16 protein-coding genes and 2 pseudogenes are annotated in these 22,124 nt (G+C 65.9%); 9 read left to right on the top strand and 9 right to left on the bottom strand.

What is annotated here, in order from left to right; translation table 11 throughout:
* Nucleotides 1-3: 3 nt before the first annotated feature.
* Both M0D43_RS11015 and avrBs2 read left to right on the top strand, forming a co-directional pair.
* Nucleotides 4-1,161: an ROK family protein gene (locus M0D43_RS11015; RefSeq protein ID WP_252164653.1), complete on the top strand. Its 1,158-nt coding sequence runs from the start codon at nucleotides 4-6 to the stop codon at nucleotides 1,159-1,161.
* 198 nt (nucleotides 1,162-1,359) lie between these two features.
* Nucleotides 1,360-3,504: a type III secretion system effector avirulence protein AvrBs2 gene (avrBs2, locus tag M0D43_RS11010; RefSeq protein WP_260808212.1), complete on the top strand. Its 2,145-nt coding sequence runs from the start codon at nucleotides 1,360-1,362 to the stop codon at nucleotides 3,502-3,504.
* A 500-nt stretch (nucleotides 3,505-4,004) separates the two neighbouring features.
* Here avrBs2 and M0D43_RS11005 read toward each other — a convergent pair whose 3' ends face one another.
* Nucleotides 4,005-5,522, bottom strand: coding sequence for a ribonuclease H-like domain-containing protein (locus M0D43_RS11005; protein WP_252164651.1), 1,518 nt, complete (start codon nucleotides 5,520-5,522; stop codon nucleotides 4,005-4,007).
* Complete coding sequence (locus tag M0D43_RS11000; RefSeq protein ID WP_252164650.1) at nucleotides 5,519-8,014, bottom strand: DEAD/DEAH box helicase; 2,496 nt, start codon at nucleotides 8,012-8,014, stop codon at nucleotides 5,519-5,521. The genes M0D43_RS11005 and M0D43_RS11000 overlap by 4 nt, the downstream gene beginning before the upstream one ends.
* A 130-nt stretch (nucleotides 8,015-8,144) precedes the next feature.
* Here M0D43_RS11000 and trhA point away from each other — a divergent pair, with 130 nt between their 5' ends.
* Complete coding sequence (gene trhA, locus M0D43_RS10995; protein WP_425510666.1) at nucleotides 8,145-8,852, top strand: PAQR family membrane homeostasis protein TrhA; 708 nt, start codon at nucleotides 8,145-8,147, stop codon at nucleotides 8,850-8,852.
* Between the two features lie 289 nt (nucleotides 8,853-9,141).
* Here the strand turns inward: trhA and M0D43_RS10990 are convergent.
* Nucleotides 9,142-9,266: pseudogene (locus tag M0D43_RS10990) on the bottom strand (oxidoreductase); the annotation flags it as partial.
* 85 nt (nucleotides 9,267-9,351) lie between these two features.
* Between M0D43_RS10990 and M0D43_RS10985 the strand changes: the two are divergent.
* Together M0D43_RS10985 and M0D43_RS10980 are read left to right on the top strand one after the other, a co-directional pair.
* Nucleotides 9,352-10,005 carry a glutathione S-transferase family protein gene (locus tag M0D43_RS10985; RefSeq protein WP_252164648.1) on the top strand — a complete coding sequence of 218 codons (654 nt, stop codon included), beginning with the start codon at nucleotides 9,352-9,354 and terminating at the stop codon, nucleotides 10,003-10,005.
* Nucleotides 10,006-10,135: 130 nt separating this feature from the next.
* Nucleotides 10,136-10,852 carry a hypothetical protein gene (locus M0D43_RS10980; protein ID WP_252164647.1) on the top strand — a complete coding sequence of 239 codons (717 nt, stop codon included), beginning with the start codon at nucleotides 10,136-10,138 and terminating at the stop codon, nucleotides 10,850-10,852.
* A gap of 247 nt (nucleotides 10,853-11,099) precedes the next feature.
* On the opposite strand, the gene M0D43_RS10975 is transcribed toward M0D43_RS10980, so the two are convergent.
* Both M0D43_RS10975 and M0D43_RS10970 read right to left on the bottom strand, forming a co-directional pair.
* Nucleotides 11,100-11,288, bottom strand: a complete 189-nt coding sequence (locus M0D43_RS10975; protein WP_252164646.1) for a CsbD family protein — start codon at nucleotides 11,286-11,288, stop codon at nucleotides 11,100-11,102.
* 133 nt (nucleotides 11,289-11,421) lie between these two features.
* Nucleotides 11,422-12,942 (bottom strand): helix-turn-helix transcriptional regulator, encoded by a 1,521-nt coding sequence (locus tag M0D43_RS10970; protein ID WP_252164645.1) that lies wholly within the window; start codon nucleotides 12,940-12,942, stop codon nucleotides 11,422-11,424.
* 162 nt (nucleotides 12,943-13,104) lie between these two features.
* Here M0D43_RS10970 and M0D43_RS10965 point away from each other — a divergent pair, with 162 nt between their 5' ends.
* Both M0D43_RS10965 and M0D43_RS10960 read left to right on the top strand, forming a co-directional pair.
* Nucleotides 13,105-14,070, top strand: a complete 966-nt coding sequence (locus M0D43_RS10965) for a hypothetical protein (protein WP_252164644.1) — start codon at nucleotides 13,105-13,107, stop codon at nucleotides 14,068-14,070.
* A gap of 397 nt (nucleotides 14,071-14,467) precedes the next feature.
* Nucleotides 14,468-16,660, top strand: a complete 2,193-nt coding sequence (locus M0D43_RS10960; protein ID WP_425510674.1) for a PAS domain-containing protein — start codon at nucleotides 14,468-14,470, stop codon at nucleotides 16,658-16,660.
* A gap of 596 nt (nucleotides 16,661-17,256) precedes the next feature.
* Here the strand turns inward: M0D43_RS10960 and M0D43_RS10955 are convergent.
* Nucleotides 17,257-18,426: an HDOD domain-containing protein gene (locus M0D43_RS10955; protein ID WP_252164642.1), complete on the bottom strand. Its 1,170-nt coding sequence runs from the start codon at nucleotides 18,424-18,426 to the stop codon at nucleotides 17,257-17,259.
* Nucleotides 18,427-18,725: 299 nt separating this feature from the next.
* On the opposite strand from M0D43_RS10955, the pseudogene M0D43_RS10950 reads away from it, so the two are divergent.
* Nucleotides 18,726-19,165: pseudogene (locus M0D43_RS10950) on the top strand (SRPBCC family protein).
* 300 nt (nucleotides 19,166-19,465) lie between these two features.
* Here the strand turns inward: M0D43_RS10950 and M0D43_RS10945 are convergent.
* The 3 genes from M0D43_RS10945 to M0D43_RS10935 form a co-directional block, all read right to left on the bottom strand.
* On the bottom strand, nucleotides 19,466-19,777 hold the full coding sequence (locus tag M0D43_RS10945) for a protealysin inhibitor emfourin (RefSeq protein WP_252164641.1): 312 nt from the start codon (nucleotides 19,775-19,777) through the stop codon (nucleotides 19,466-19,468).
* The gene (locus M0D43_RS10940; RefSeq protein WP_260808211.1) at nucleotides 19,774-20,568 is read right to left on the bottom strand and encodes a M4 family metallopeptidase; all 795 of its coding nucleotides are present in this window, start codon (nucleotides 20,566-20,568) and stop codon (nucleotides 19,774-19,776) included. The genes M0D43_RS10945 and M0D43_RS10940 overlap by 4 nt, the downstream gene beginning before the upstream one ends.
* Nucleotides 20,569-20,677: 109 nt before the next feature.
* The gene (locus M0D43_RS10935) at nucleotides 20,678-21,334 is read right to left on the bottom strand and encodes an SDR family oxidoreductase (protein WP_252164639.1); all 657 of its coding nucleotides are present in this window, start codon (nucleotides 21,332-21,334) and stop codon (nucleotides 20,678-20,680) included.
* A 232-nt stretch (nucleotides 21,335-21,566) separates the two neighbouring features.
* Here M0D43_RS10935 and M0D43_RS10930 point away from each other — a divergent pair, with 232 nt between their 5' ends.
* The gene (locus M0D43_RS10930; protein WP_260808210.1) at nucleotides 21,567-22,037 is read left to right on the top strand and encodes an NUDIX domain-containing protein; all 471 of its coding nucleotides are present in this window, start codon (nucleotides 21,567-21,569) and stop codon (nucleotides 22,035-22,037) included.
* Nucleotides 22,038-22,124: the final 87 nt, after the last annotated feature.

Here is a 22,124-nt window from a genome sequence, read left to right as displayed (position 1 = left end):
TGCATGCCCTATTTGTTCGCAAACGCAGCCATTCGTTCGCATTACCGCCGTCGCAGCGATGGGCAGGCCGCCGGTCCCAGCGAGCGCCTGCTGCTGGGTTTGATCCGCAGTGCCGGGCAGTTCGAGCGTGCGGATCTGCCACGCGCCAGCGGGCTCAGCGTGCCCGGCATCAAGGGCATCGTCGACCCGCTGGTGGCGCACGGCCTGCTGCAGCTGCGGCCCTCGTTGCGGCGTGGCCGCGGCCAACCGAGCGCGCAAGTGAGTCTGGCGCCGGGTTATGCATACAGCGTGGGGGTGTCGTTGATGGTCGATGGGTTTGCGGTGGTGCTGATCGACTTCGCCGGCCAGGTCCGTGGGATGCGCCAGTTCACTGCCTTCCCGCTGACGCTGGCGGTGGTACGTGCACAACTGCCGGCCTTGGTGGAGGCACTGCTAGGGGCGGCCGGCGTGGATCGGCAGCATGTGTTCGGCGTCGGCCTGAGCATGACCGGCCCGCGCATCGGCGATGGCACCCGGGTCAATCCGCCATTGTCGCTGGCAGCGGAATGGATGCAGGTGGAGCTGGATCGGTTTGTCGCCGATTGCCTGCAGCTACCGGTGTGGATGGACAACGACGCCCATTGCGCCGCCCTGGCCGAGGCCGTGTACGGCATTGGCCGCCAATCGCCGGACCTGGTCTATCTGTCGATGTCCGATGGCTTTGCTGCCGGCGTGATTGCTGCCGGCAACGTGCGCCGCGGCGCGCACGGCAATGTGGGCGAACTGGGGCGCATCTCGGCCATCACCGGCATGGCGCGGCCAACGCTGGAAAGCCTGCGCCAGGCGCTGGCGGCCGATGGCCACGCGCTGCCGGACCTGCACACCATGCTGCAGCACTACGATGCGGCGTGGCCGCAGATCGACGCGTGGCTGGATGCAGTGGAGCCGACCGTGACGCTTGCGGTGGCGGCGATCATTGCGTTGATCGATCCGCGCGTGATCGTCTTCGGCGCGCGCCTGCCGACCGATCTTGCGCAACGGCTGATCGCCCGCATCGCCTTCGAACCTGCGCCTCGGCGTGGCGTTGCATTGCCGTATCCGACGCTGCAGGTCGGGCAGGTGACGGCTCATGCCACCGTGCTGGGCGCGGCCATGCTGCCGTTCAAGGAAACGCTGTTCTAGCGCGCGTCATGCGCGGCGATGTGCGTGCCAAGTGCTGTGCAACGCATCCAAACAAAGCATGCCCTGGACATCCGCACAATGCGTGCAACGCGCGTAAAGCAGGCATCGTTTCGCATCCCGGCGGTACTTTTCGCCAAATTTGCGAATTGTCATATGCCACGCGCTTTACTGGCCGCCCGCCGCGTTTTCGAGGTCATCATGCGTATCGGTCCTGTGCAACCTTCTGTCGCGCACACTGCTGTGCCGGCACTACCGACGCACAGCAGTGCGATCAGCCCGACGCAGGTGCCGCACATGCCGGGCGACACCCCGCCACTGCGGGAAAGGCCGCGTCGCCGCGCCGGCAGTGCGCCTCCGCTGGTGCCGTTGAACGACAGCGCGATGACAGGCAAGCCGGCCTTGGTGGCGCTCGACAGCGAATTCTCCGAGCAGCGTTTGGCCGAAGTGCAGGCGCGTCAGATCACCGTGCAGACACTGCAAGGCAAGCTTGCCACGCATCTTGCGCAGGCCGGCACGGCGCTCAAATCCGACAGCATTGCGGCACGCTTCGCCGCCGGGACACTGGAGCCGGTGTATCTGGATACCGCCGCATTCAATGCCATGTCGCGCGGGCGGCCTGCACGCGCACGTGCGGCGGCAGGCCCCGTGCTGATCGATGCGCAACAAGGTCGCATCATCTTCGACCTGCAACGCGCGTTTGCGCCTGGCGATACCTTCAGCGACGCGGCACTTGCCGCACTCGGCAAGCAGCTGAATCTTGCCGGCCACGGGCTGGCGACGCCGAACTGGCTGCAGCCTGCCGCACGCACGCCGGCGCGGCGTAAGTTGCAGCAAGCCGCGCGCTACCACGGCCACGAGGTGCCGGCCCGCGACGGTGGCGCCGCGTTTTTCAAGGCCAACGACCATCGTCTGCTGGAAGGAAAGCAAGCGCTGTTGCGCAATCATCAAAAATCGCTCGTGCACGAACATTACTTCGAAGCGCCCAGCACGCGTGCGTTCGGAAAGGACGTCATGGTGCATCGCGGGCTGTTCGATAACCACGCCGGCATTCCGGAAAACTCGCTGGCATCCATCGATCATGCCTACGAGCAGGGCTACCGTAATCTGGAGCTGGACGTCGAAGTCAGTGCCGATGGAGTGCCGGTGTTGATGCACGATTTCAGCATCGGCCGAATGGCAGGCGACCCGCAGAACCGATTGGTGTCGCAGGTACCGTTTGCCGAGCTGCGTGAAATGCCGTTGGTGATTCGCAACCCGTCTGACGGGAACTACGTCACAACCGACCAGACCATCGCCGGCGTGGAGCAGATGCTGGAGCACGTGCTGAAAAAGCCCGAACCGATGTCGGTGGCGCTGGATTGCAAGGAAAATACTGGCGAGGCGGTGGCGATGCTGCTGATGCGCCGGCCGGACCTGCGCAAGGCCGCGGCGATCAAGGTCTATGCCAAGTACTACAGGGGAGGCTTTGACCAATTCCTGTCCAATTTGTACAAGCACTACCAGATCAACCCGTTGCACTCGCAGGACGCGCCGCGCCGCGCTGCGATGGATCGCTTGCTGGCCAAGATCAACGTGGTGCCGGTCTTGAGCCAGGGCATGTTGAATGACGAGCGCTTGCGCGGCTTCTTTCGGAGCAATGACGAGGGCGCCGATGGGCTCGCAGACACCGCAATGCAGTGGCTTGAGAGCTGGACCAAGATGCGCCCGGTGATCGTGGAGGCGGTGGCCACCGACGACAGCGATGCAGGCAAGGCCATGGAAATGGCCCGGACGCGGATGCGCCAGCCGGACTCGGCCTACGCAAAGGTCGCTTATTCGGTGAGCTACCGGTATGAGGACTTTTCCGTGCCGCGCGCCAATCACGACAAGGACTACTACGTTTACCGCAACTTCGGCGAGCTGCAAAAGCTCACCAACGAGGCCTTCGGCGTCAAGCGCACCACTGCCGGCGCGTTTCGCGATGACGGCGAAAGCCTGTTGACCGATCAGCCCGAGGCGGAATTGCTCGCCATCCTGGAAAACCGCACCCTGGCCCGGGGCCATACCGGCAACGAACTCGACATGCCGCCGGAAACGCCCATCGATATCAACCGGGACGCCGAGATCGTGAAACAGCGAACCCGCGAATTCCAGGCCACCTCCATCCCCGCCGATCCGAACCACATCGCAGCGGTTCGCGAAGGCAAACAACACGATCACACCGCAGACATGGTGAATGACCCTGCAGAAACGCGTGCGATCGACAAGCGTGCTAAAGCGCTTGGTTTGTTGACCGACAAATACCGTGGCGCTCCCGTGACCCACTATCTCAATGAGCAGGCCAACCAGACCGAGACGGATTGAACCTTCGAATCCCACCGCTCCGATTGGCAGGTCTGAGCGCTAGGGGCGGCATGCAGACGCCCCTAGCCACGCTTCAGCAGTGTTAGGGCCTGCGGGAGAGAGCATGCGCCTGCACCGGCAAGCCAGCGCAGGGAGTGATGGGGCGGCTGATCAGGTGCGCTGCAGTGCACTGCGTCCACGTGCCGCGGCGTGCGACGTCGCGTTATCCGCATCCGCATCCGCATCCGCACTTGCCTGCCATCGATGAATCGGTGGCAGGCAAGTGCATGATGTCTTGAGAGTCAGCCCGGAGCCGCCTGCAGTGCGCCATCGCTGCCTTGCATGCGTTCCATCGCAAGCATCCGCCCATGGCAGACGCGCCACGTGGCGCAACACGCCGCAATTAATGACCGGACGGTTGGTTGTCGATTGCACGCAGCGTGCGCCAAGCGTCCTGCAGTGGGCTCAGTCACGCCGACGTCTTGCCCCGCACCAACACCCATCTCAGTCGCATGGTCCAATCAAGACGTGCACGCCAACGTCAGCGCATTGCGCTCCTGCGCATCCACCGCCACCAGGCGTTGCATCAGCAGCGACAAGGTCACCACATCCTGGTGGTTGTGCTCGGCCACGCGGCGCAGGTTGCGCGCACTGCCGCCACGCAGGTAACTCAACCAGGCGGCCGGGGCTTCGGAGCCGGGCAGGTCGTCTTCGCGCACCACGCGCAGCAGCTGCCGCTCGATGGTGGACAGCTTGCAGTTCTCCCAGGTGCCGCGATAGCGGCGGCGGGTGGGGAACAGCAGGTCCACATGGTCCAGCGCGGAAATCGGGTCGCCGCGTCGGGCCAGGCGGTAGCGCGTCTTCAGCAGCGGCGCGTCGTAGCAGCGGCCGTTGTAGCTGGACAGGACGGTGCGCGGTGTCAGCCAGGTGCGGAACAGATCGAGCATCGCGCTTTCGGCCGCCATCGTCGACATCATCAATTGACGCACGCGCAGGCCGCTGCCTTGCACGGCATCGACGCACCAATCGGCCACGCCGATCATGAAGGCGCGGGTGCCGGTACCGCCGGCCAGGCCGGTGGTTTCGGTGTCGAAAAACAGCAGGTCCAGCGGGTCGACCGCATCCTCGCGCTTGGCGAAGGCCAGCGAGAGCGCCTGGGAGGGAATCGCTTGTGGAAGGAACGCTTCGATCAGATGCAGGCCGGGTGCGATCTCGTTGCCAGGGAGATGACGGTCGGTGGATGGCGCACGGATCGGCGTATGCGCCAACACCGCGCGCTCGCGCAGGCCGATCATCCTGCGCAGGCCGGCGATGTCGGTACCTCGCTGCGGTGCCGGGTTGGATGCGGGCACCGCAGGTGTCGCGTGCACAGCCGGCCCGCGCGCTGCCGCATCGGCCGCCGTACCTGCCGGCTTGTGACGCACATCGTGGTCCACCCAGGCAAACGCCGAGCTATCGCGCGCAGGCGCTGCGGCAACCGGCGCCTGCAAGGCGCGGCGCGTCATGGCCGGTGTGGTGTACGGGGTACGCAGCGCACTGACAGCATCTGCGCTGCCGGGCTGCGCGCTTCGCGCAACAGCCTCGCGCGGCAACGTGTGCGACGCAGACGCAGCGGGACCCGGTGCAGGCTGGCGTTGCGCACGCGTCGGCATCACCGCATCGTCCTTGCGTGTCGTGGGCGTCAGCCCGCCAACCTGACGGCGTAGCAGGCGCAAACGTTCTGCGCTCACTCCAGGGTCGCTGCCAGGCAGCGGTCCTGCCGGCTCACGTGCCGGTTGCGCCGTTGCAGGCATGTTACCTGTGGCACGCCGGTGCGCATCGCCTGCCGCATCAACTCCACCGCCCGGACCAACTGCATCACCAGCCGTTTGCCTGACCACTGCCGCGTGCAGCTGGTGCGCATCGGCCTGTGCATCCACCGCAGCTAACCCATTCGCATCATCCACTGCACCGTCATGCGCACCCGTTGCCGGCGCACGCACATCCGCATGCCCGGCCTGCCGACGCAGTAACCGCAGCCGGTCTGCACTCACACTCATGCAAGCACGTCCAGCGCCAGGTCGTCGTCCACTTGCGTGGCATGCCGCAACGGCGCATCCGCATCGAACAACAGCGCCAGCACCGTCAATGCCAAGGACTTGGGCGACTCGCCCTTGCCTTGCTCATGCGCGGCCAGTACGGGGCCGACGCAGGCCGGGCAGCCGGCCGTGCAGTCGCACCGCCGCACCAGCTCGTCCGCGCGCTGCAGCAGCTCGGCCTGACGCAGCCACAGCGGCTCGCTCAAGCCCACGCCGCCGGGGAAGTTGTCGTACAGATACACCGTGGGCACGAAGGCCTGCTGCAACTCCACCGTCGTGGCATCGCCTTCTTCCACGCCGCGCAGTTGCCCACGCCCGGCCTGGTCGGCCACCGCAAACCACGCGCCGTCGCCATTGCCCACGGCCTTTTGCAGATCGCGTGCATCGGCCATCACCGCCACCGTGGCCACCACGTGCAGCGCGTAGGCGGCGCCTAAAAATCCATCCAGCGCATCCTGCTTGGACGCGAATGCCTTGCCCAGGGTGGCCTGCGGCAGCTGCCACCACACCGCGGTGGTGTGCAGCTCCTGGTCGGGCAGATTCACCGGGCCGTAGCCGATGTTTTCATGCGTGTAGTAACGGATCTTCTTGTAGCCGGACACGCGCCGCACCACATGCACCTCGCCATGATGCGAGTCGCCACGGCCGGCCACGCCACCGTCGAAACGGTCCAGCACCTTCAACTTGGTGTAGTCGATGCTGTCGGTGTAGTAGTCCACGTGCGTGCGCGTCACGTAGGCCTTGCGGCCTTCCCAGTCCAGCCGCTCCACCTGGTACGGGGTGCTCTGCACCATGTGGATGGCGCCTTCGTACAAGGTGAGCGCGGCGGCGGAATAATCCACCTCGGCGATGATCTGCTGCTTGCCGTCGCTCTTGTCCACCACCACGAAGTTGCCGTCGGCCACCGAGCGCAGGCTCACCGCATTGGCCGGGTAGCTGTCGGCGATCCATTCCCAGCGGTCGCCTTCCTGGTGGATCACGTCGCTTTCGGCCAGCGCTTCCAGGAACACCAGCGGGTCGATCGGCCCGAACGGCTCGTCGGCAATGAACGGCAATTCGAACGCCGCGCAGCGGATGTGGTCGAACAGGATCAGCGGTTGGTCCGGCGCAATGCGCGCGTGCTCGGGCGAGGCATCGGCAAAGAAATCCGGGTGCCGCACCACGTATTGATCCAGCGGTTGCGAACTGGCCACCAGCACGCCCAGCGCCGGCTGCTGGCGGCGCCCGGCGCGGCCGAAGCGCTGCCAGGTGGCCGCCACGCTGCCGGGGTAGCCATTGAGGATCACCACGTCCAGTGCGCCGATATCCACGCCCAGTTCCAGCGCAGAGGTGGAAATGATGCCGTCGATGTTGCCGGCGCGCATCGCGCGCTCCACCTCGCGGCGCTCGGTGGGCAGATACCCGCCACGGTAGGCGCGGATACGCGCCGGCTTGCGCGGGTCGTGGTCGAAGATGTCCTTGAGGTATTTGGTCAGCACCTCCACCATCAGCCGCGTTTGCGCGAACACCAGTGTCTTCAGGCCGGACTTGATCGCGATGCGCGCAATGCGGTTGCTCTGCGAACGTGCGGAGGCGCGCAGGCCCAGATCCGCATTGACCACTGGCGGGTTCCACAACAGCACGTGCTTGTCGCCAGTGGGCGCGCCGGATTCGGTGATGGCATGCACCTGTTCTTCGATCAAGGCCTGCGCGTGCGCATGCGGGTTGCCGATGGTGGCCGAGCACAGGATGAACTGCGGATTGGCGCCATAGAACGCGCAGATGCGCTTGAGCCGGCGCAGCACGTTGGTGACATGGCTGCCGAATACGCCGCGATAGGTGTGGATCTCGTCGATCACCACATAGCGCAGGTTCTCGAAGAACTGCGCCCACTTGGTGTGATGTGGCAGGATCGCCTGATGCAGCATGTCCGGGTTGCTCACCACGATGTCGCCATGCAGGCGGATCGCCTGGCGCGCATCGCCGGGCGTATCGCCGTCGAAGGTGAAGGCTTTCACGCCCAGTTCGCCGGCGCGGTTCAACTCCAGCAGTTCGGCCACCTGATCCTGCGCCAGCGCCTTGGTCGGGAACAGGTACAGCGCCTTGGCACCTGCGGTCATCGCCGCGCTCACCACCGGCAGCGTGTAGCACAGCGATTTGCCCGACGCGGTGGGCGTGACGATCGCCACATGCTCGCCGCGTTGGGTGGCCGCCCAGGCTTGCGCCTGGTGGCTGTAGAGCTGGCCGATGCCGCGCGCGCGCAAGGCATCGGCCAGCGCGGCGGGCACATCGTCCGGAATCGGCGCGTAGCTGCCTTCGCGCCCGGGCAGGGTGAAGCTGCCGGTGATGCGGTCGTGGTAGCGGCGTTCCAGGCGCTGCGTGAGCAGGGCGCCATCGCGGCTGGGCCTGCCGTCGGTGGTGGTCAGCGCGCGTTCGGCGGTTTCGGTGCGGGGAGCGAGGGCAAACGGAGGCATACGGCATTGGCTCCCAAAGCGGGAGATCAAACATCAGAGAGGTCTCAGGGTATGAGACCAGCGCCCCACCGCCCAGCCTGCCTCACTGAGTGGATTCAGCAAGCGCGTATCCTGTTGCCCCCACCGCGTCATGCCGACGCTGCACGCTGCTGGGCGCCCCCCACCTCGAAGACCCGCCGTGCCCCCCAGCGCCATTGCTCCGCACTACAAGACCCCTGCTGCCCGCCGTGCCGATGTGATCGTGCATGCCGCCGGCCTGTTCCTTGCCATCGTTGGCGGCGCCTGGATGGTGTGGCGCGCCCACGCCAACCAGACCATGTTGCTGGCCACCTGCGTGTATGCGCTGGGCCTGTTGACCATGTTCGCCTGCTCGGCGGCCTACAACTTCGCCCCGCCGCTGCGCCAACCGATGCTGCGCAAGTTCGACCACGCCGGCATCTTCGTGATGATCGCCGGCTCGTACACGCCCTTCTTTCTGGTCGCGCTCGATGGCAGCTGGCGTTGGGCCATGATCCTGACCGTCTGGAGCGTGGCGCTGTTCGGCGTGTTCGCCAAACTGTGCCTGCCGGGTATCGCCAAGGGTTTCTGGGTGGCGATCTACCTGCTGCTGGGTTGGGCCGGGATTGTGGTGGTCAACCAGATGATCGCCGGCCTGGACAGCGCGGTGCTCTGGCTCATCGTCGCCGGCGGCGCGTTCTACACGGTGGGCGTGACCTTCTACGTGCGCAAATCCATGGTCTACAACCGCGCCATCTGGCATGCCCACGTGCTGGGCGGCGCGCTATCGCACTGGTGTGCCATTTGGCTGTGCCTGCGGCCGGTGGTGGATGTGGCGTAGTGCTGGGATGGCGATCCATATCGCTATCGACAAGCCTCTGGCGGTTGCATCACGCGGCATGCATCCCGCAGCGGCGTTGCACCGGTCGCACGTCATTCTTGGCACTGACCGACACCGCAGCGCGAGGTCTAGCCTGCCTGCGCGTGCTGCCAGCCAGGGACATGTGCCACCGACGGGATGGGCAGGCGCATGAAAAAATGCGCGGCCGTGGCCGCGCGTTCCTTTTCCTGCGTGCTGCCTGCGCGATATCACGCCTGCGCTTGCACACGCCGCCACCGCAGCCCAGCCCTCACGCCGCCACGCGTGGTGCCAGCAGATCTGCCAGGCCCACGCGCTGCAGCTCTCTGCACGCAGGCGATCAAGCACGGCAAAGCCCACGTCGGCGCCATCGCCCGCCGGGTCGATATGCCCCCGCGGCCGGGCCGGCGCGCGCGATCAGCCGCGAACTGTGCGGCGTACGCTAGGCCCTCAGCTGCCGGCCACAGGGAGTCTTTCGACCATGACGATCACCATCACCGCCTTCGAGCGCTCGCCCGATGGCGGCAGGGGCCTGGCCCGCGACACCCGCGTGCGCTGGGCATTGGAAGAAGCGGGCCAGCCCTACCAGGTGCGCCTGCTGCCGTTCGCCGCGCTCAAGGAGCCGGGGCATCTGGCCATCCACCCGTTCGGCCAGATCCCCACCTTCGAGCAGGAGGGGTTGGCCTTGTTCGAAACCGGCGCCATCGTGCTGCACATCGCGCAGCGCCATCCCGGCTTGCTGTCGCACGACGACAACGCCCGTGCCCGTGCCATCGCCTGGATGTTCGCCGCCCTCAACACCGTCGAGCCGCCGATGCTGGAACTGGGCAACGCCCTGCTGCTGGAAGCGGACAAACCCTGGATGGCAGAGCGCTTGCCGCTGCTGCAAAAACGCATCAACCGTCGCCTGCAGCATCTGAGCGCCCATCTTGGCGACAGCCCCTGGCTGGAAGGCGACTTCAGCGCCGGCGACCTGCTGATGATCTCCGTGCTGATCCGCATCAAGCTCACCGGCCTGCTGGATGCCTTCCCCAACCTGCAGGCCTACCTCGCCCGTGGCGAAAGCCGGCCGGCCTATCAACGCGCGTTTGCCGCGCAATGGGCGATCAACGGCGACGGTGGCGCACCGGCCTGATCGCCTGCCGCGTGGCGGCATCGGTCTTGACCACCGCGTCGCCGCACGCCAAGGTGCGCACGCCTCGCAACGCGCAACCGCGGCGACGGCGGGCCACTGCCCTGGTCACCGCACCCACAAGGAGAGTGAGATGAAACCGACCGCCATCCTGTTCGCGGCCCTCGTTGCAACGGCCTTGGCCGGCTGCGCACGCGCACAGCACCATCCCCACGCCGATGCCGCAGCAACAGCCAGTGCGCCCGGCCGCAACGCACCCGCGGCCAACCGCACCGCCGCATCGGGCAAGCCCACAGCCTCGGTTGCCCGTCCCGTGGCAACCGGCGCGGACACAACGCACTACCGATGCCAGCGTGGCGCATACGCCTGCCCGATCAGCAGCCCGTTGGTGGCCAACTCGCAGGCACAAGCGCAGTGGCTGCTCGCCCATGGCTACCCCTCGCACGCCGAACGCGCGCGACTGGACCGCATGGACCTGGCCCAGCTAAAGGCCGAATCGCAAGCGGGCAACAACGCGGCAACGGTGCTCTATGGGACCAGAACGGCAGTGAGCGGCCGCTTCCATCCGGGCCTGGCGATCCTGAGCAAGGCCGCCGCCGCCGGAAACCTGTACGCCTACTACGGCCTCTCGGAGGTCTACGCCAGCGACACCGCGCACAAGAATCTGGTGGATAGCGCGGCGTACCTGCGGCTGGCTTACCTGCTGGGCGACGGCAAGGCCGCCTCGGCCATCGCCGCGAAGGGGCTGAGCAGCATCGAAAACGTCGTCGCCGACGAGCGCGCTGCAGCGCTGTACCAGACCTTCGCCAAGAACCGGCAGCTATCGCGGAGACGCAAGCCGAGTAACTAATCTGACGCAGCCAGAAGAAAATGGACGGTGCATCGGGCGTGCATGCAACTTCGGTACGCATGCCAATGCGACAACCTCTGCACGCTTTACGACCGATCCATCTCCCACAAATGCCAACGCCCCGAACACGTCGGGGCGTTGGCAATCACTGCTGTTTGCGCTCCATCACCGCGTGTGATGTACGCGACGCAGGAAAATACAGCGTTTACAGCCAGGCAGGTATCCGCCTAACAGTGGCGCAATCGACTTACTTGGTCGATTTGACAGCGTCGCGCACGTTGTCGGCGACTTCACCGGCCTTGCGCTGCACCTTGCCGACATTCTTTTCGGCTGCGCCTTCCAATTCCGTGCTCTTGTCGCCAGTGACACGGCCAACGGCTTCCTTGACCGACCCCTTGACCTGCTTGGCGGCACCTTCGATCCGGTTCTTATCCATGGGATGTCTCTTGTAGTTTGGGGAACCCGGCCAGTTTGTGCGTGCCGGTGTGAGCATGATGTGCGCTTGTGTCCGGAGGCCCCAGTTGCGAATGCACTAAATGCGTTAGTGCATTCGCGCCAGCTACATGCAATTACTTCTTGCGCGTGGACGATTTTGCGCTGCGACCGGCAACGCCGCGTTCGCGCGCCCACACGATGGCTTCGCCACGGCTGTGGACGTCGATCTTGGAATACAGCGCGGCCACGTGATTGCGCACCGTATTGGGCGATACGCCCAGTTCCTGAGCGATTTCCTTGTCGGCCAGGCCTTCGGCAATGAGCCCGAGCACGTCGCGTTCGCGGCCGGTGAGCTCGGCGATGCCGCAACCACCGATTTGATCGGGACGGTTGGCGCGGCGCACATTGGCAAGCTTTTCCAGTAGCGTCTGGCTAAACCAGGAGGCATCCTGCATCACTGCTTCGATGGCAGTGACTAGCTCCATTTCGGTGCGCTTGCGGTCGGTGATATCCATCAGCGATAGCAAATAGCACTGCACGCCGTGGATGCTCACGGTCTCGGCGGAAATCAGGCAATCCAGCTGTTCGCCATCCTTGCGCGCAATGGCGTATTCCACATTGAGCATGCTGCCGCTTTCCTGCAACGCGCGATAGAACTGCTGGTATGCCTGGCGGCTGGGAAACAGGCCGATTTCATCGATGGGCTTGCCGACGATATCTTCGGTGGCGTACTGGGTGATCTGCGACACCGCGTCGTTGATTTCCACGATCTGCAAGGTTTCGGCATTGCACATCAGCGTGGGCACCGGGGTGATACGAAACGCCTTGGCGAAGCGTTCTTCGCTCTGGCGCAGCGCCACTTCGGCGCGGCGGCGCGGTTCCAGGTCCATGAAGGTGAACAGCATGCAGGCTTCTTCGCCGATTTCGATCGGCTGGCCTGCCACCACCACCAGTTTGGTAGTGCCGTCGGGCAGGCTGAGTTCGGCCTGCATCTGCGGAATGGTGGCCCCTTCGTTGAGGCGCTCCAGCGCCAGTTCACGGCGGTCGGCCATTTCCAGGACATCGACCTCGAACACGCTCTTGCCCACCACTGCTTCGCGCGTATAGCCGGTCATTTCCAGAAAGCCCTGGTTCGCCTTGATATAGCGCTTGTCGTCGAGCCGGCAGATGCAGGCCGGCGCGGGGTTGGCGTTGAAGGTGCGTTCGAAGCGCTGCTCGGCGCTGGCCCAATCGCTGGCATCGGCCACGATCAGCACCAGGCAATCGGGTTCGCCTTGGACATCGGTCAGCACCAGGCTGCGCACGCGGTGCACCCATTGCTCATCGGTGTCGGCGCGAAACACTTCGACAACAACGTCATTGAAGACTTCGCCTGCAATGACGCGGTCGATGGGGTAGGTGCCGGCGTTCAAGCGATGGTTGTTGCGATAGCGCAGCTGGAAGCGAGCGCGGTAGTCGCTGACGGTGGCGCCCAGCTCGGAGAGTTCGTTGGCGCCATGCATGGCCAGCGCAGCCTCGTTGGCCCAGGTAATGGTCTGATCCGGCTCGATCAGAATCACGCCTTCGCTCAAGCCGGTGATGATCTGCTGCAACTGGCGGCGATTGGTGGAACTGGGCGGGCTGCTGGGAGGTGTGGCTTCACTGCCTGACGACATGGGTGACCCTCGGGCAAACAACGGCGGTAGAGACCAACAGTGGGCGCTCACGGTAGCGGCTGCCTGACGCGAATGCACTAGCTGCACTGGTGCATCCGGCTCAGGCGCCACGCCGGCGCCGCTTCCACACTGGCCGCACTTTCACTGCAATGAGGCCATTCCATGGCACAGCTTGTCCGTCCTTCCTACGCCCCCAAGATGTCGTGGGGCGCCGTGCTCGCCGGCTGCACCGTTGCGCTGGTGACCTATCTGACGCTGAGCGTGTTGGGCACCGCGATCGGCGCGGCCACCATCGATCCGTTGCGCGAAGCCAACCCGGTCAGCGGCCTGGCCGCCGGCGCTGGCATCTGGCTGGCATTGAGCACCTTGGTGTCGATTGCGGCGGGCGCGTTCGTCGCCGGTCGTCTGGCTACGGTGCGTGGCGGCATGCACGGCTTGCTCAGCTGGGCGGTGACGTCGTTGATCGCCACCTGGCTGGTTGCCACCTTGGCCAGCAGCGCCGTGGGCGCAGTGTCGGGCGTGGTCGGCAAGGGCTTGTCGCTGACGGGCCAGGGCATTGCCGCCGCCGCACCGGCGCTAGGCAATGGCGTGCAGGAAGAACTGAAGCAGCAAGGCATCGCGCTGGATTGGGGCGACCTGCGTGGTCAGTTGGACACCGTGCTTCGGCAGACCGGCAAGGCCGAGCTCAATCCCGAGCGTCTGAAGCACCAGGCCGAAACCGTAAGCACCGACGGCAAGGCCACCGCCACCGGCGTGGCGCAGACCCCGCAGGCCGCGTCTGATGCGTTGGCCGCCTGGTTCGACCGCGTGCGTGCCCAGGCCAAGCCGGCCATCGATGCCGCCGACCGCGATGCGTTGATCAACCTGATCGTCGCGCGCTCCGGCAAGTCGCGCGCGCAGGCCGAGCAGATTGCCGACAACTACGCGCAGAGCTACCAGAAAGCCGTGGCGCAGTCCGAATCGCTCAAGCGCACGGCCGAGCAGAAGGCCCGCCAGGCCGGTGATGTGGCCGCCCGCGGCGTGTCGCGCGCGGCCTGGACCACTCTGGTGCTGCTGATCCTGGGTGCCGGCATCGCGTTTGGTGCGGGCCGTTTCGGCCGCCGCAGCGACCCGATCGTCGAGGTGTAAGCGCTTGCGTGGAAGGCACTCGGTGGGGAACCGTGGCCTGCAGCAGGGCACCGTGCGCAAGCCGGCGCTGTCGACAGGGAGCAGGACCTGAGCAAGGTGCAGGGGCAATCCTTCCGGCGATGGATGCCGCGACTCGCTCGGCACCGGGCCGTCCAGGGATGGCCCGGTGTTTTTTATGTGTGGCTGCGGGGCGGGCGTGGCTGCCTGCAGGCCTGGTTGGCTACAGCCACACCGCCCCCGGACTGCAGGCAATTACGCTGCACGGGCACTGCACATCGCGTGCAGGAGCGCATGCCACAATGCGCCACTTCCAACCAGGCACGGCCGCCATCACGTGAGCACAGCGCACCCCGCCATCGAGCCAAACGCTCTGGAGTTCCTGTCAGGCGGCGGCGTCATGGGCGCGGCGATCCGCGCGCACGATTGGGCGGCCACGCCGCTGGGCGACCCGCATACCTGGCCGCAATCGCTGCGCTCGGCATTGTCGATGGTGCTCAACGCCAAGTTGCTGGGTGCGGTGCTGTGGGGGCCGGACCTGCGCATGCTCTACAACGATGTGTACCTGCGTTCGTTGGGCGACCGCCATCCGCGCGCGTTGGGGCAACCGGTGGCCGAGGTCTGGGGCGAAACCTATGCGCCCATCGCCGGGGAATTTGCGCAGGTGATGCGCACCGGCGTCGGCTATGGTCAGGGCGTTGTGTCGTTGCCGATGCTGCGCAACGGCGTGCGCGAAACCACTTACTGGAATGCCACCGCCTCACCCATCCGTGGAGAGGACGGCAGCATCGTGGGGCTGTTGAACATCGCCATCGAAACGACTGCACAGGTGGCGGCCGAACGCGATCGCGAGATCCAAAACGCGATGCTGAGCAACGAGAACACGCATCTGGTGCATGAAGTGGTGAGCCGTACCAGCGAGCGCGATCGCGCGCTGGAAGCGGAGACCGTCGCGCGCCGCAATGCCGAGCGCGTGCAGCTGGCGCTGGCCGCCGGCGCGATCATCGGCACCTGGATCTGGGACCTGCCAAACGATGCGTTTTCGGTGGACGAGGCCTTTGCCGAGACCTTCGGCTTCGACCCGTCCATCAGCCGCACCGGCCTGCCGTTGGAGCAGGTCATCGCCACGGTGCACCCGGACGATCGCGATGGCCTGCGCGCGGCGATCAGCACGGCGATTGCGCGTGGCGGTGCGTATGCGCACCAGTACCGGGTCAGACGCCGCGACGGCAATTACTACTGGCTGGAAGCCAACGGTCGTGTGGAACATGCGCCCGACGGCACGCCGCTGCGGTTTCCCGGCGTGCTGCTGGATATCGATGCACGCCACGCCCTGTCCGAAGAACGCGACCGTGCGTTGGCCGCGCTGCGCGACCTGAGCCAGACGCTGGAGCAGCGCGTCACCGCGCGCACGCGCGAGTTGATGGCGGCCGAAGAGGCGCTGCGCCAATCGCAGAAGATGGAAGCGGTGGGTCAGCTCACCGGCGGGCTGGCGCACGACTTCAATAATCTGCTGGCCGGTATTTCCGGCGCGCTGGAAGTGATGACGCTGCGCCTGGAGCAGCAGCGCTTCCCGGAGCTGCCGCGCTATCTGGGGATTGCGCAGAGCGCCACCACGCGCGCAGCGGCGTTGACGCACCGCTTGCTGGCGTTTGCGCGGCGGCAGACCTTGTTGCCCAAGCCGACCAACGTCAGCCAGTTGATCGCCGGTATCCTGGAGCTGGTGCAGCGCACGGTGGGCCCGGGCATCCAGGTGGACTACACCCCCAATGCCGCGCTGTGGCCCGCGCTGGTGGATGCCTCGCAGCTGGAAAACGCCTTGCTCAACCTGTGCATCAACGCGCGCGATGCCATGCCCGATGGCGGGCGGCTGCACATCGAGACCGGCAACCACTGGATCGACCACGACCTGGAACGGCAACTGGGCATGCGCCAGGGCCCGTACCTGTGGCTATGCGTCGGCGATACCGGCACCGGCATGCCACCGGACGTGGTGGCGCGCGCGTTCGACCCGTTCTTCACCACCAAGCCGCTGGGCGAAGGCACCGGGCTGGGGCTGTCGATGATCTATGGCTTTGCCAAGCAATCCGGCGGGCAGGTGCGGATCCAGTCGGAAGTGGGCAAGGGCACCAGTGTGTGCCTGTATCTGCCGCGCCATCTGGGCGATGCAACGCAGCCCGATGCCCATGCCGATCCGCTGCAACTCACGCCCACCGATGCCGGCGAGACGGTGTTGATCGTCGACGACGAACCGGCCATCCGTCTGCTGTTGGGCGAGGTATTGCAGGAATTGGGCTATACCGTCATCGAAGCCGGCGACAGTGTGGCCGGCCTGGGCCTGCTGCAATCGGATGCGCGCATCGATCTGCTGATCAGCGACGTGGGCCTGCCCGGCGGCATGAACGGCCGTCAGATGGCCGACGCCGGCCGCACCCACCGCCCCGGGCTCAAGGTGCTTTTCATCACCGGCTTTGCCGAGAACGCCTTGCTGGACGACCGCCACCTGGAAGCGGGTATGGCGGTGCTGACCAAGCCGTTCAGCGTAAGCGTGCTGACCGCGCGGGTGAAGGAGTTGATCTCCGCACAGGCATGAGTGTGCCGGCAGGAACCGCCCGCGCGCAGACACCCGTTTAGCCTTGCACGGTATGGTGACTAACCACTTTCCCGTCTTTGTATGTGAGCTCGTATGCCTGGGTGTCTCCTGCGTATGGAGACATGCCAAGGTGGTACACATCGGTGGATGTGCTCCCAGCGTCTTCGGAATCATCGGGCGGATCCAGTAGCGTGAGCACATCTTCCTTGCGCATGCCGACATGGATAACAGCCTTTGCGGATTCCATCCTCATGGATGCAAGTATTTTTTTCGAGATCGACGCCTCGTTGTGATTTTCAACAGCTCGTATCCAATTGCCGATTGGCCTGCATGGCACAGGCTGTCAATGCAGTGAGAACAAAAGGAAAGCAGAGCGTGTGCCGCTCACGCACCTGGATCGCATCTTTACCCGCATGGGACAACCTCTAGTCAAGTTTCGTGGCTGAAGGTGTTCTGGATCCAGAAAAAATCTTGTTCTTGTCTCCCAAGATCGTGTGCAGTAAATCCATGAAGCATGACTGGGCCGCGGCGACAGATGCATTCGTTGAGATCCTCCAGATCGGTCAAGGATGCGTCGCGGTCGCCGTCGAAATGCATTACTCCACGCTCGCAGCCACCAGCCGTTGCCACAGTGCGGCGTTGGCCTCGCTGTCCGGCTCCAGGGTGGCCAGGATGCTGAGCGCGTGGTCTTCGTGCTCGGCGCCGTGGCGGGCGAGCATGGCCAGGGCGGCGGCGAGGCGGCCGTAGCGCAGGGCCAGTCCGAGTGAGGTGGCGAGCAGGGTGGTGTCGTGTTCGGGGCGCTGTTCGTCCAGCGCGGTGCTGAGTTGCGCAGGCAGGTCCCAGACAGTGGCAATGGTCTTGGCCACTGCAGCGGTATGGCGTTCGACCAGGGCGGCGGCGACCTGCAGGTTGTAGGGCACGCCGGGGCGCTCGGCGTAGGTGTCGCGCAATACGCGCAGGATCACGATCGCGCCCAGACCCTGCAGCAGGCCGGCGAGTTGACCGGACAAGGTGTCGCCGCCGCGTTGGCGTAGATAGGCGGCTGCGGCGGTGGCGGTACGCAGTGCGTAATCCCACACGGCAGCGGGCAGGCGTGAGTAGAGGCCGCCATCCAGGCTCAACACCGGCTGCATGACGGCTGCAGCGACGATCTGGCGCACGCCTTCGGTGCCGATATGCACGACCGCACGCTCCAGGCTTTCCAGCGGGCCGCCTTGCGGGCGATACAGCGCGCTATTGGCGATGCGCAGCAGGTTGGCCGCCAGCGCCGGGTCCTGCGCGATGATTGTGGCGATGCCACGACCGGAAGCGTCCGGGTCGTTCACCGCACGCATCAGCTGCGGCAACAGGTGCGGGCGGCGCGGCAGCAATTGCGGGCGCAGGTCGACATGTTCGAGCGCGGCGCCGACAGCGGCCAGCACCTCCGTCTGCGCAGGGTCGGTCGGCAGCGTGCCCTCGGCGAGCGAGGGCGTGGCCATCACCGCCGCATACATGCGCCGCAACAGCGGGCGCATCGGCGGTGGTTCGATCTGCAGTGGCTGTGCGGTGGGCCGCTGCGCTGGTTGCTGCAGCGGCGCGGCTGGCAGTGGTTCCGGTGCGATCGGCGAGGACGACGCGTGTGCGGTGGGCGCGCCGACGGCAAGTGGTGGCGCGCTGTCATCGGCCTTGGCGTCACGGCGGCGCGCCAGCAACCACCAGACGCCGCCAGCGAGCACAACGGCACCTAGCAGTCCGGCGGCGAGCAACAACAAGGTCGCGAGCATCATGGAAGAAATCGTCTGAGCAGTGCTGCGACTATCCGCGAAGCCGGTCGCGGCGGCAATGTGAGCCGATGCCCGCGCGCTGCCGATGTGCTGGCGGATGCACCGGTTCGAACGTGCAGCAAGGCACCTCGCGCGTTGTCGTCCCCGGCAATGCATCGCACACGAATGCGGCCAACCGATACCTTGCCGAGCGAACGCTGCTTGGGCAGAGCGTTGATGCAGGCAGGCAATCGCCTGCCATGTTTTGCAGAGGTTCGTTCATCGCTAGCATGTACACACGTCCTCTGCCCAAGCGAGTGCCTATGTCCACCGTTACGCTCCACCGCGTTGTACGTGCCAGCCCCGAGCGGATCTATCGCGCTTTCCTCCAAGCCGATGCGGTGGTCAAGTGGCTGCCGCCGAACGGGTTCACCTGCACCGTCGAGCATTTGCAGGCACATGTCGGCGGCACCTTCCGCATGGCCTTCACCAATTTCGCCAATGGCGAGCGGCACGCGTTCGGTGGCACCTACCGCGCGCTGCAACCCAATGCGTTGCTGCGCTACGACGATGCGTTCGACGACCCGTCGCTGCCGGCACCATGCTGACCACGGTGCAGTTGCACGCGTTGCCGTGCGGTACCGATTTGCATGTGGTGCAGGAAGGCATACCCGAGCAGATCCCGCTGCATGCTTGCTACCTAGGCTGGCAAGATTCGTTGATGCTGTTGGCGCATCTGGTGGAAGCGCATCCGGAGAATTGACTGGGCGCCGCGCACCGGGTGCTTGGTGCAGTGCAGCGATGAGGGCCATGTCTTCAGACTGACCTCTGCGCTGCACGTCGCGCTAACGTGATGGGCGCCACTATGCGTCACCAGCTGTGCAGCCCTAGAGCATCTAGGCAGCTTAAAGGGTGCAGGCATCCGCAGTTGGACCACATTCGTTTACCGACAGACACCGCGCACTGCGCGGTGTCTGCGTTTGTGTACGCGTCACTGCGGCACGGCGCACACGCGTCGCCGTCGAGGGATGCCCCCAAGCCACCCTGCGGCAGTCGATCTGCGCTACAGCGTGCCCTGCTTCCATAGCCGCACGATTTCGGCTGGCGCATGTTCTTCGGGGATGCGCAGCGGCTCGCTGGCGCCATCCCAGACGATGCTGAAATAGCGACGGTCGCCACCGCCGGCCTGCGGGGCCGGCAGCGCATGCACCATGCACTGATCCAGCACGCTACGTAGGTGCAGCCGCTGCGTAGCATCCAGCGCATCCATCACCAGCTGGCGCTCGCGGCGCATGGCCGGAAAGGCCGCCACGCCGCCCTCGCGTGCGAGTCGCAAGGTCACGCCCGGCTCTATCGGTGGCCGTTGTGTGCTCATGCGAGCACACCCACGTCGCGCCAGGCTTGCTGCACGGCGGCGGTTTCGCTGCTGGGGGCGCCGTCGTCGGCGCTGGCCACGTTGACGGTCAGCGCGGCGAAGGTGGCGAAGTCCGCACAGGCGGCCAGTTTGCCGCCGGTGAGCGCGCGATACCAGATGCGCCCGGTCTTGTCCCACGCAGCACCGCCGATCGCGACGGCGGCACGATAGAGCGCGTGGTTAGGAATGCCGGCGTTGTGGTGCACGCCGCCATCGTCCTCTTGCGTGTCGACATAACCGGCCATGGTGGCCGGCTGTGGATCTTTGCCCAGCGCCGGGTCATCGTACGCGCTGCCAGGTGCCTGCATCGAGCGCAGGCCCACGCCGTTGATGCCAAGCATCGACACGCCGGCGCCGATGATCCAGTCGGCCTGGTCGGCGCTCCGGCGCAGCGTGTACTGCTTCATCAGTACGCCGAGCACATCCGAAACCGACTCATTCAAGGCGGCGGACTGGTCTTGCGTAGCCGCGGCGCCTTCGTCGCGTACCAGAGTGCCGGGCAGGGTGGTGCCATGCTGGGCATCGTAAATGCGTCGTTGCACCAGCCAGGCAGTCTGTTTTGCCTCGGCTTCTGCAGCCGGCGCATCGGCGCGTGCCAGCAGCCCGAGTGCGCGCTGCTGCCGCAGCTGCGAGGTGATTTGCCGCGACAGCACCGCGCACTGACGCGCATGCGCGGATGCCGCCTGCGCCAGGTGTTCGAGCAGAGACGGCGGCAGAATCCCGGCGCGGCCCGGGCTGGCGAACGCGGACATAAGCGACCTCCACAATGGCTGCGCTCGCGACTATGCGGGTGCCGGCTTTAGGAATTCGTTAGCCGGCCCCGGTCACCGCGTGCAGTGTGGATCGCGCGGGGTGCTGCGTTCATTCCAGCTGCAGCAGCGCCTGCGGGATGGGTGTCTGGCCGTCGATAAAGCCCAGCGTTTTGCCGATACTGGCTGGCGTTGCCAGTACGGCAGCGATCACCTGTGCCACGTTGCCGCGCGAGACGCCACCGTCAGTGTCGCTGCCCGGGTCGAGCGTGATGCCGCCCGACGGCGAATCCGAGGTGAGCCGGCCGGGACCAAGCACGGTCCAGTCCAGCGGGGTGCTGCGCAGGTGCGCATCGGCGGCGCCCTTGGCCTGCGCATAGGCGAAGAACGCATCGTCCGGCCCGACGCCGTGTTCCAGCCCGGCACCGAGATACGAGACCATCACGTAGCGACGCACGCGCGCCTGCTCGGCCGCATGCATCGAGCGGATGGCCGCATCGCGATCCACCGCATAGGTGCGTGCCGCATCGCCGCCGCCCGCGCCGGCCGACCACACCACCGCAGCGTGCCCGGCCAGTTGTGCGGCAATGGCATCGGTCTGCGCGTGTTCGATGTCGAACACCACCGGCGTGGCGCCATCGGCAATCACGTCGTCTTCGTGTGCAGGGTTGCGGAACAGCGCAGTGACCTGATGCCCGCCACGCACCAGCAGCGGCGTGAGCAGGCGCGCCACCTTGCCGTGGCCGCCGATGACAAGAATTCGAGACATGCACTTCTCCAACAGCTACGCGCCAGCATGGCGCGGAAAGGCGATCATGCTGGCCAATGCGGTGCTAAGGCGGCGTTATTGCAGACCATCACTGACATAACGCCAATGCGCAGGCATCCGCCGCTGCACGCCACGGCGATTGCTCCATGCATGGCGATCCTCAAACGACTGGGCATGTGGCGATCGACCATGCCTGCCAGCATTCCCCGTAGCCGCCACATCCAGGACACTGGTGTACCAGAGTCTGCGAGAGTTGCTGATGCCGATGTCTTCCGAGTTACGCCCGCGCGTTGGTTGTGGCGCCTTCATCCAGCGGGCCGATGGTCACTTGCTGCTGGTGCGGCGCGGGCGTGCGCCCGAGCAAGGCCATTGGGGCCTGCCCGGCGGCAAGGTGGATTGGATGGAAACCGTGGAGGCCACCGTGGTGCGCGAGGTGCTCGAAGAGACCGGTCTGCAGGTGCACCCGCAGCGCGTGCTGTGCGTGGTCAGCCACTTCGAACCGGACATGGATCCGCCCCAACACTGGGTGGCGCCGGTGTATCTGGCCAGCATCCAGGGTTCCGAACACGCTGTGCTGTGCGAGCCGCAGGTGCTGCTGGAACTCGGCTGGTTCGGACTCGATGCCTTACCCGCCCCATTGACCCGCTCGGCCGTGCAGGCGGTGCGGCAGGTGCAGGCCGAGCGCGCCGCCACGCGCGAATGACCGCGTTACAGCGGCGCTGAGGCGATCGCGCTGCGGGCGTGCCCCGCCTCGTCCGCGCCACGTGGATTTTGTCGCCGCGCTCGGCTA

The organism is Xanthomonas prunicola (assembly GCF_025266575.1).
GTDB classification, from domain to species: Bacteria; Pseudomonadota; Gammaproteobacteria; order Xanthomonadales; family Xanthomonadaceae; genus Xanthomonas; species Xanthomonas prunicola.
The sequence above is the reverse complement of the archived record's forward strand: the minus strand, read 5'-3'. Positions and strand labels throughout refer to the sequence as shown.

What these genes read in the sequence shown, in the direction of transcription:
- M0D43_RS10955 (WP_252164642.1), bottom strand. Translation starts at nt 18,426, where the DNA reads ATGATGCTCGCGACCTTGTTGTTGCTCGCCGCCGGACTGCTAGGTGCC.
- M0D43_RS10940 (WP_260808211.1), bottom strand. Translation starts at nt 20,568, where the DNA reads ATGTCCGCGTTCGCCAGCCCGGGCCGCGCCGGGATTCTGCCGCCGTCT.
- M0D43_RS11000 (WP_252164650.1), bottom strand. Translation starts at nt 8,014, where the DNA reads ATGCCTCCGTTTGCCCTCGCTCCCCGCACCGAAACCGCCGAACGCGCG.
- M0D43_RS10960 (WP_425510674.1), top strand. Translation starts at nt 14,468, where the DNA reads ATGGGCGCGGCGATCCGCGCGCACGATTGGGCGGCCACGCCGCTGGGC.
- M0D43_RS10985 (WP_252164648.1), top strand. Translation starts at nt 9,352, where the DNA reads ATGACGATCACCATCACCGCCTTCGAGCGCTCGCCCGATGGCGGCAGG.
- M0D43_RS10975 (WP_252164646.1), bottom strand. Translation starts at nt 11,288, where the DNA reads ATGGATAAGAACCGGATCGAAGGTGCCGCCAAGCAGGTCAAGGGGTCG.
- M0D43_RS11015 (WP_252164653.1), top strand. Translation starts at nt 4, where the DNA reads ATGCCCTATTTGTTCGCAAACGCAGCCATTCGTTCGCATTACCGCCGT.
- M0D43_RS10965 (WP_252164644.1), top strand. Translation starts at nt 13,105, where the DNA reads ATGGCACAGCTTGTCCGTCCTTCCTACGCCCCCAAGATGTCGTGGGGC.
- trhA (WP_425510666.1), top strand. Translation starts at nt 8,145, where the DNA reads ATGCCGACGCTGCACGCTGCTGGGCGCCCCCCACCTCGAAGACCCGCC.
- M0D43_RS10980 (WP_252164647.1), top strand. Translation starts at nt 10,136, where the DNA reads ATGAAACCGACCGCCATCCTGTTCGCGGCCCTCGTTGCAACGGCCTTG.
- M0D43_RS10970 (WP_252164645.1), bottom strand. Translation starts at nt 12,942, where the DNA reads ATGTCGTCAGGCAGTGAAGCCACACCTCCCAGCAGCCCGCCCAGTTCC.
- M0D43_RS10935 (WP_252164639.1), bottom strand. Translation starts at nt 21,334, where the DNA reads ATGTCTCGAATTCTTGTCATCGGCGGCCACGGCAAGGTGGCGCGCCTG.
- M0D43_RS11005 (WP_252164651.1), bottom strand. Translation starts at nt 5,522, where the DNA reads ATGAGTGTGAGTGCAGACCGGCTGCGGTTACTGCGTCGGCAGGCCGGG.
- avrBs2 (WP_260808212.1), top strand. Translation starts at nt 1,360, where the DNA reads ATGCGTATCGGTCCTGTGCAACCTTCTGTCGCGCACACTGCTGTGCCG.
- M0D43_RS10945 (WP_252164641.1), bottom strand. Translation starts at nt 19,777, where the DNA reads ATGAGCACACAACGGCCACCGATAGAGCCGGGCGTGACCTTGCGACTC.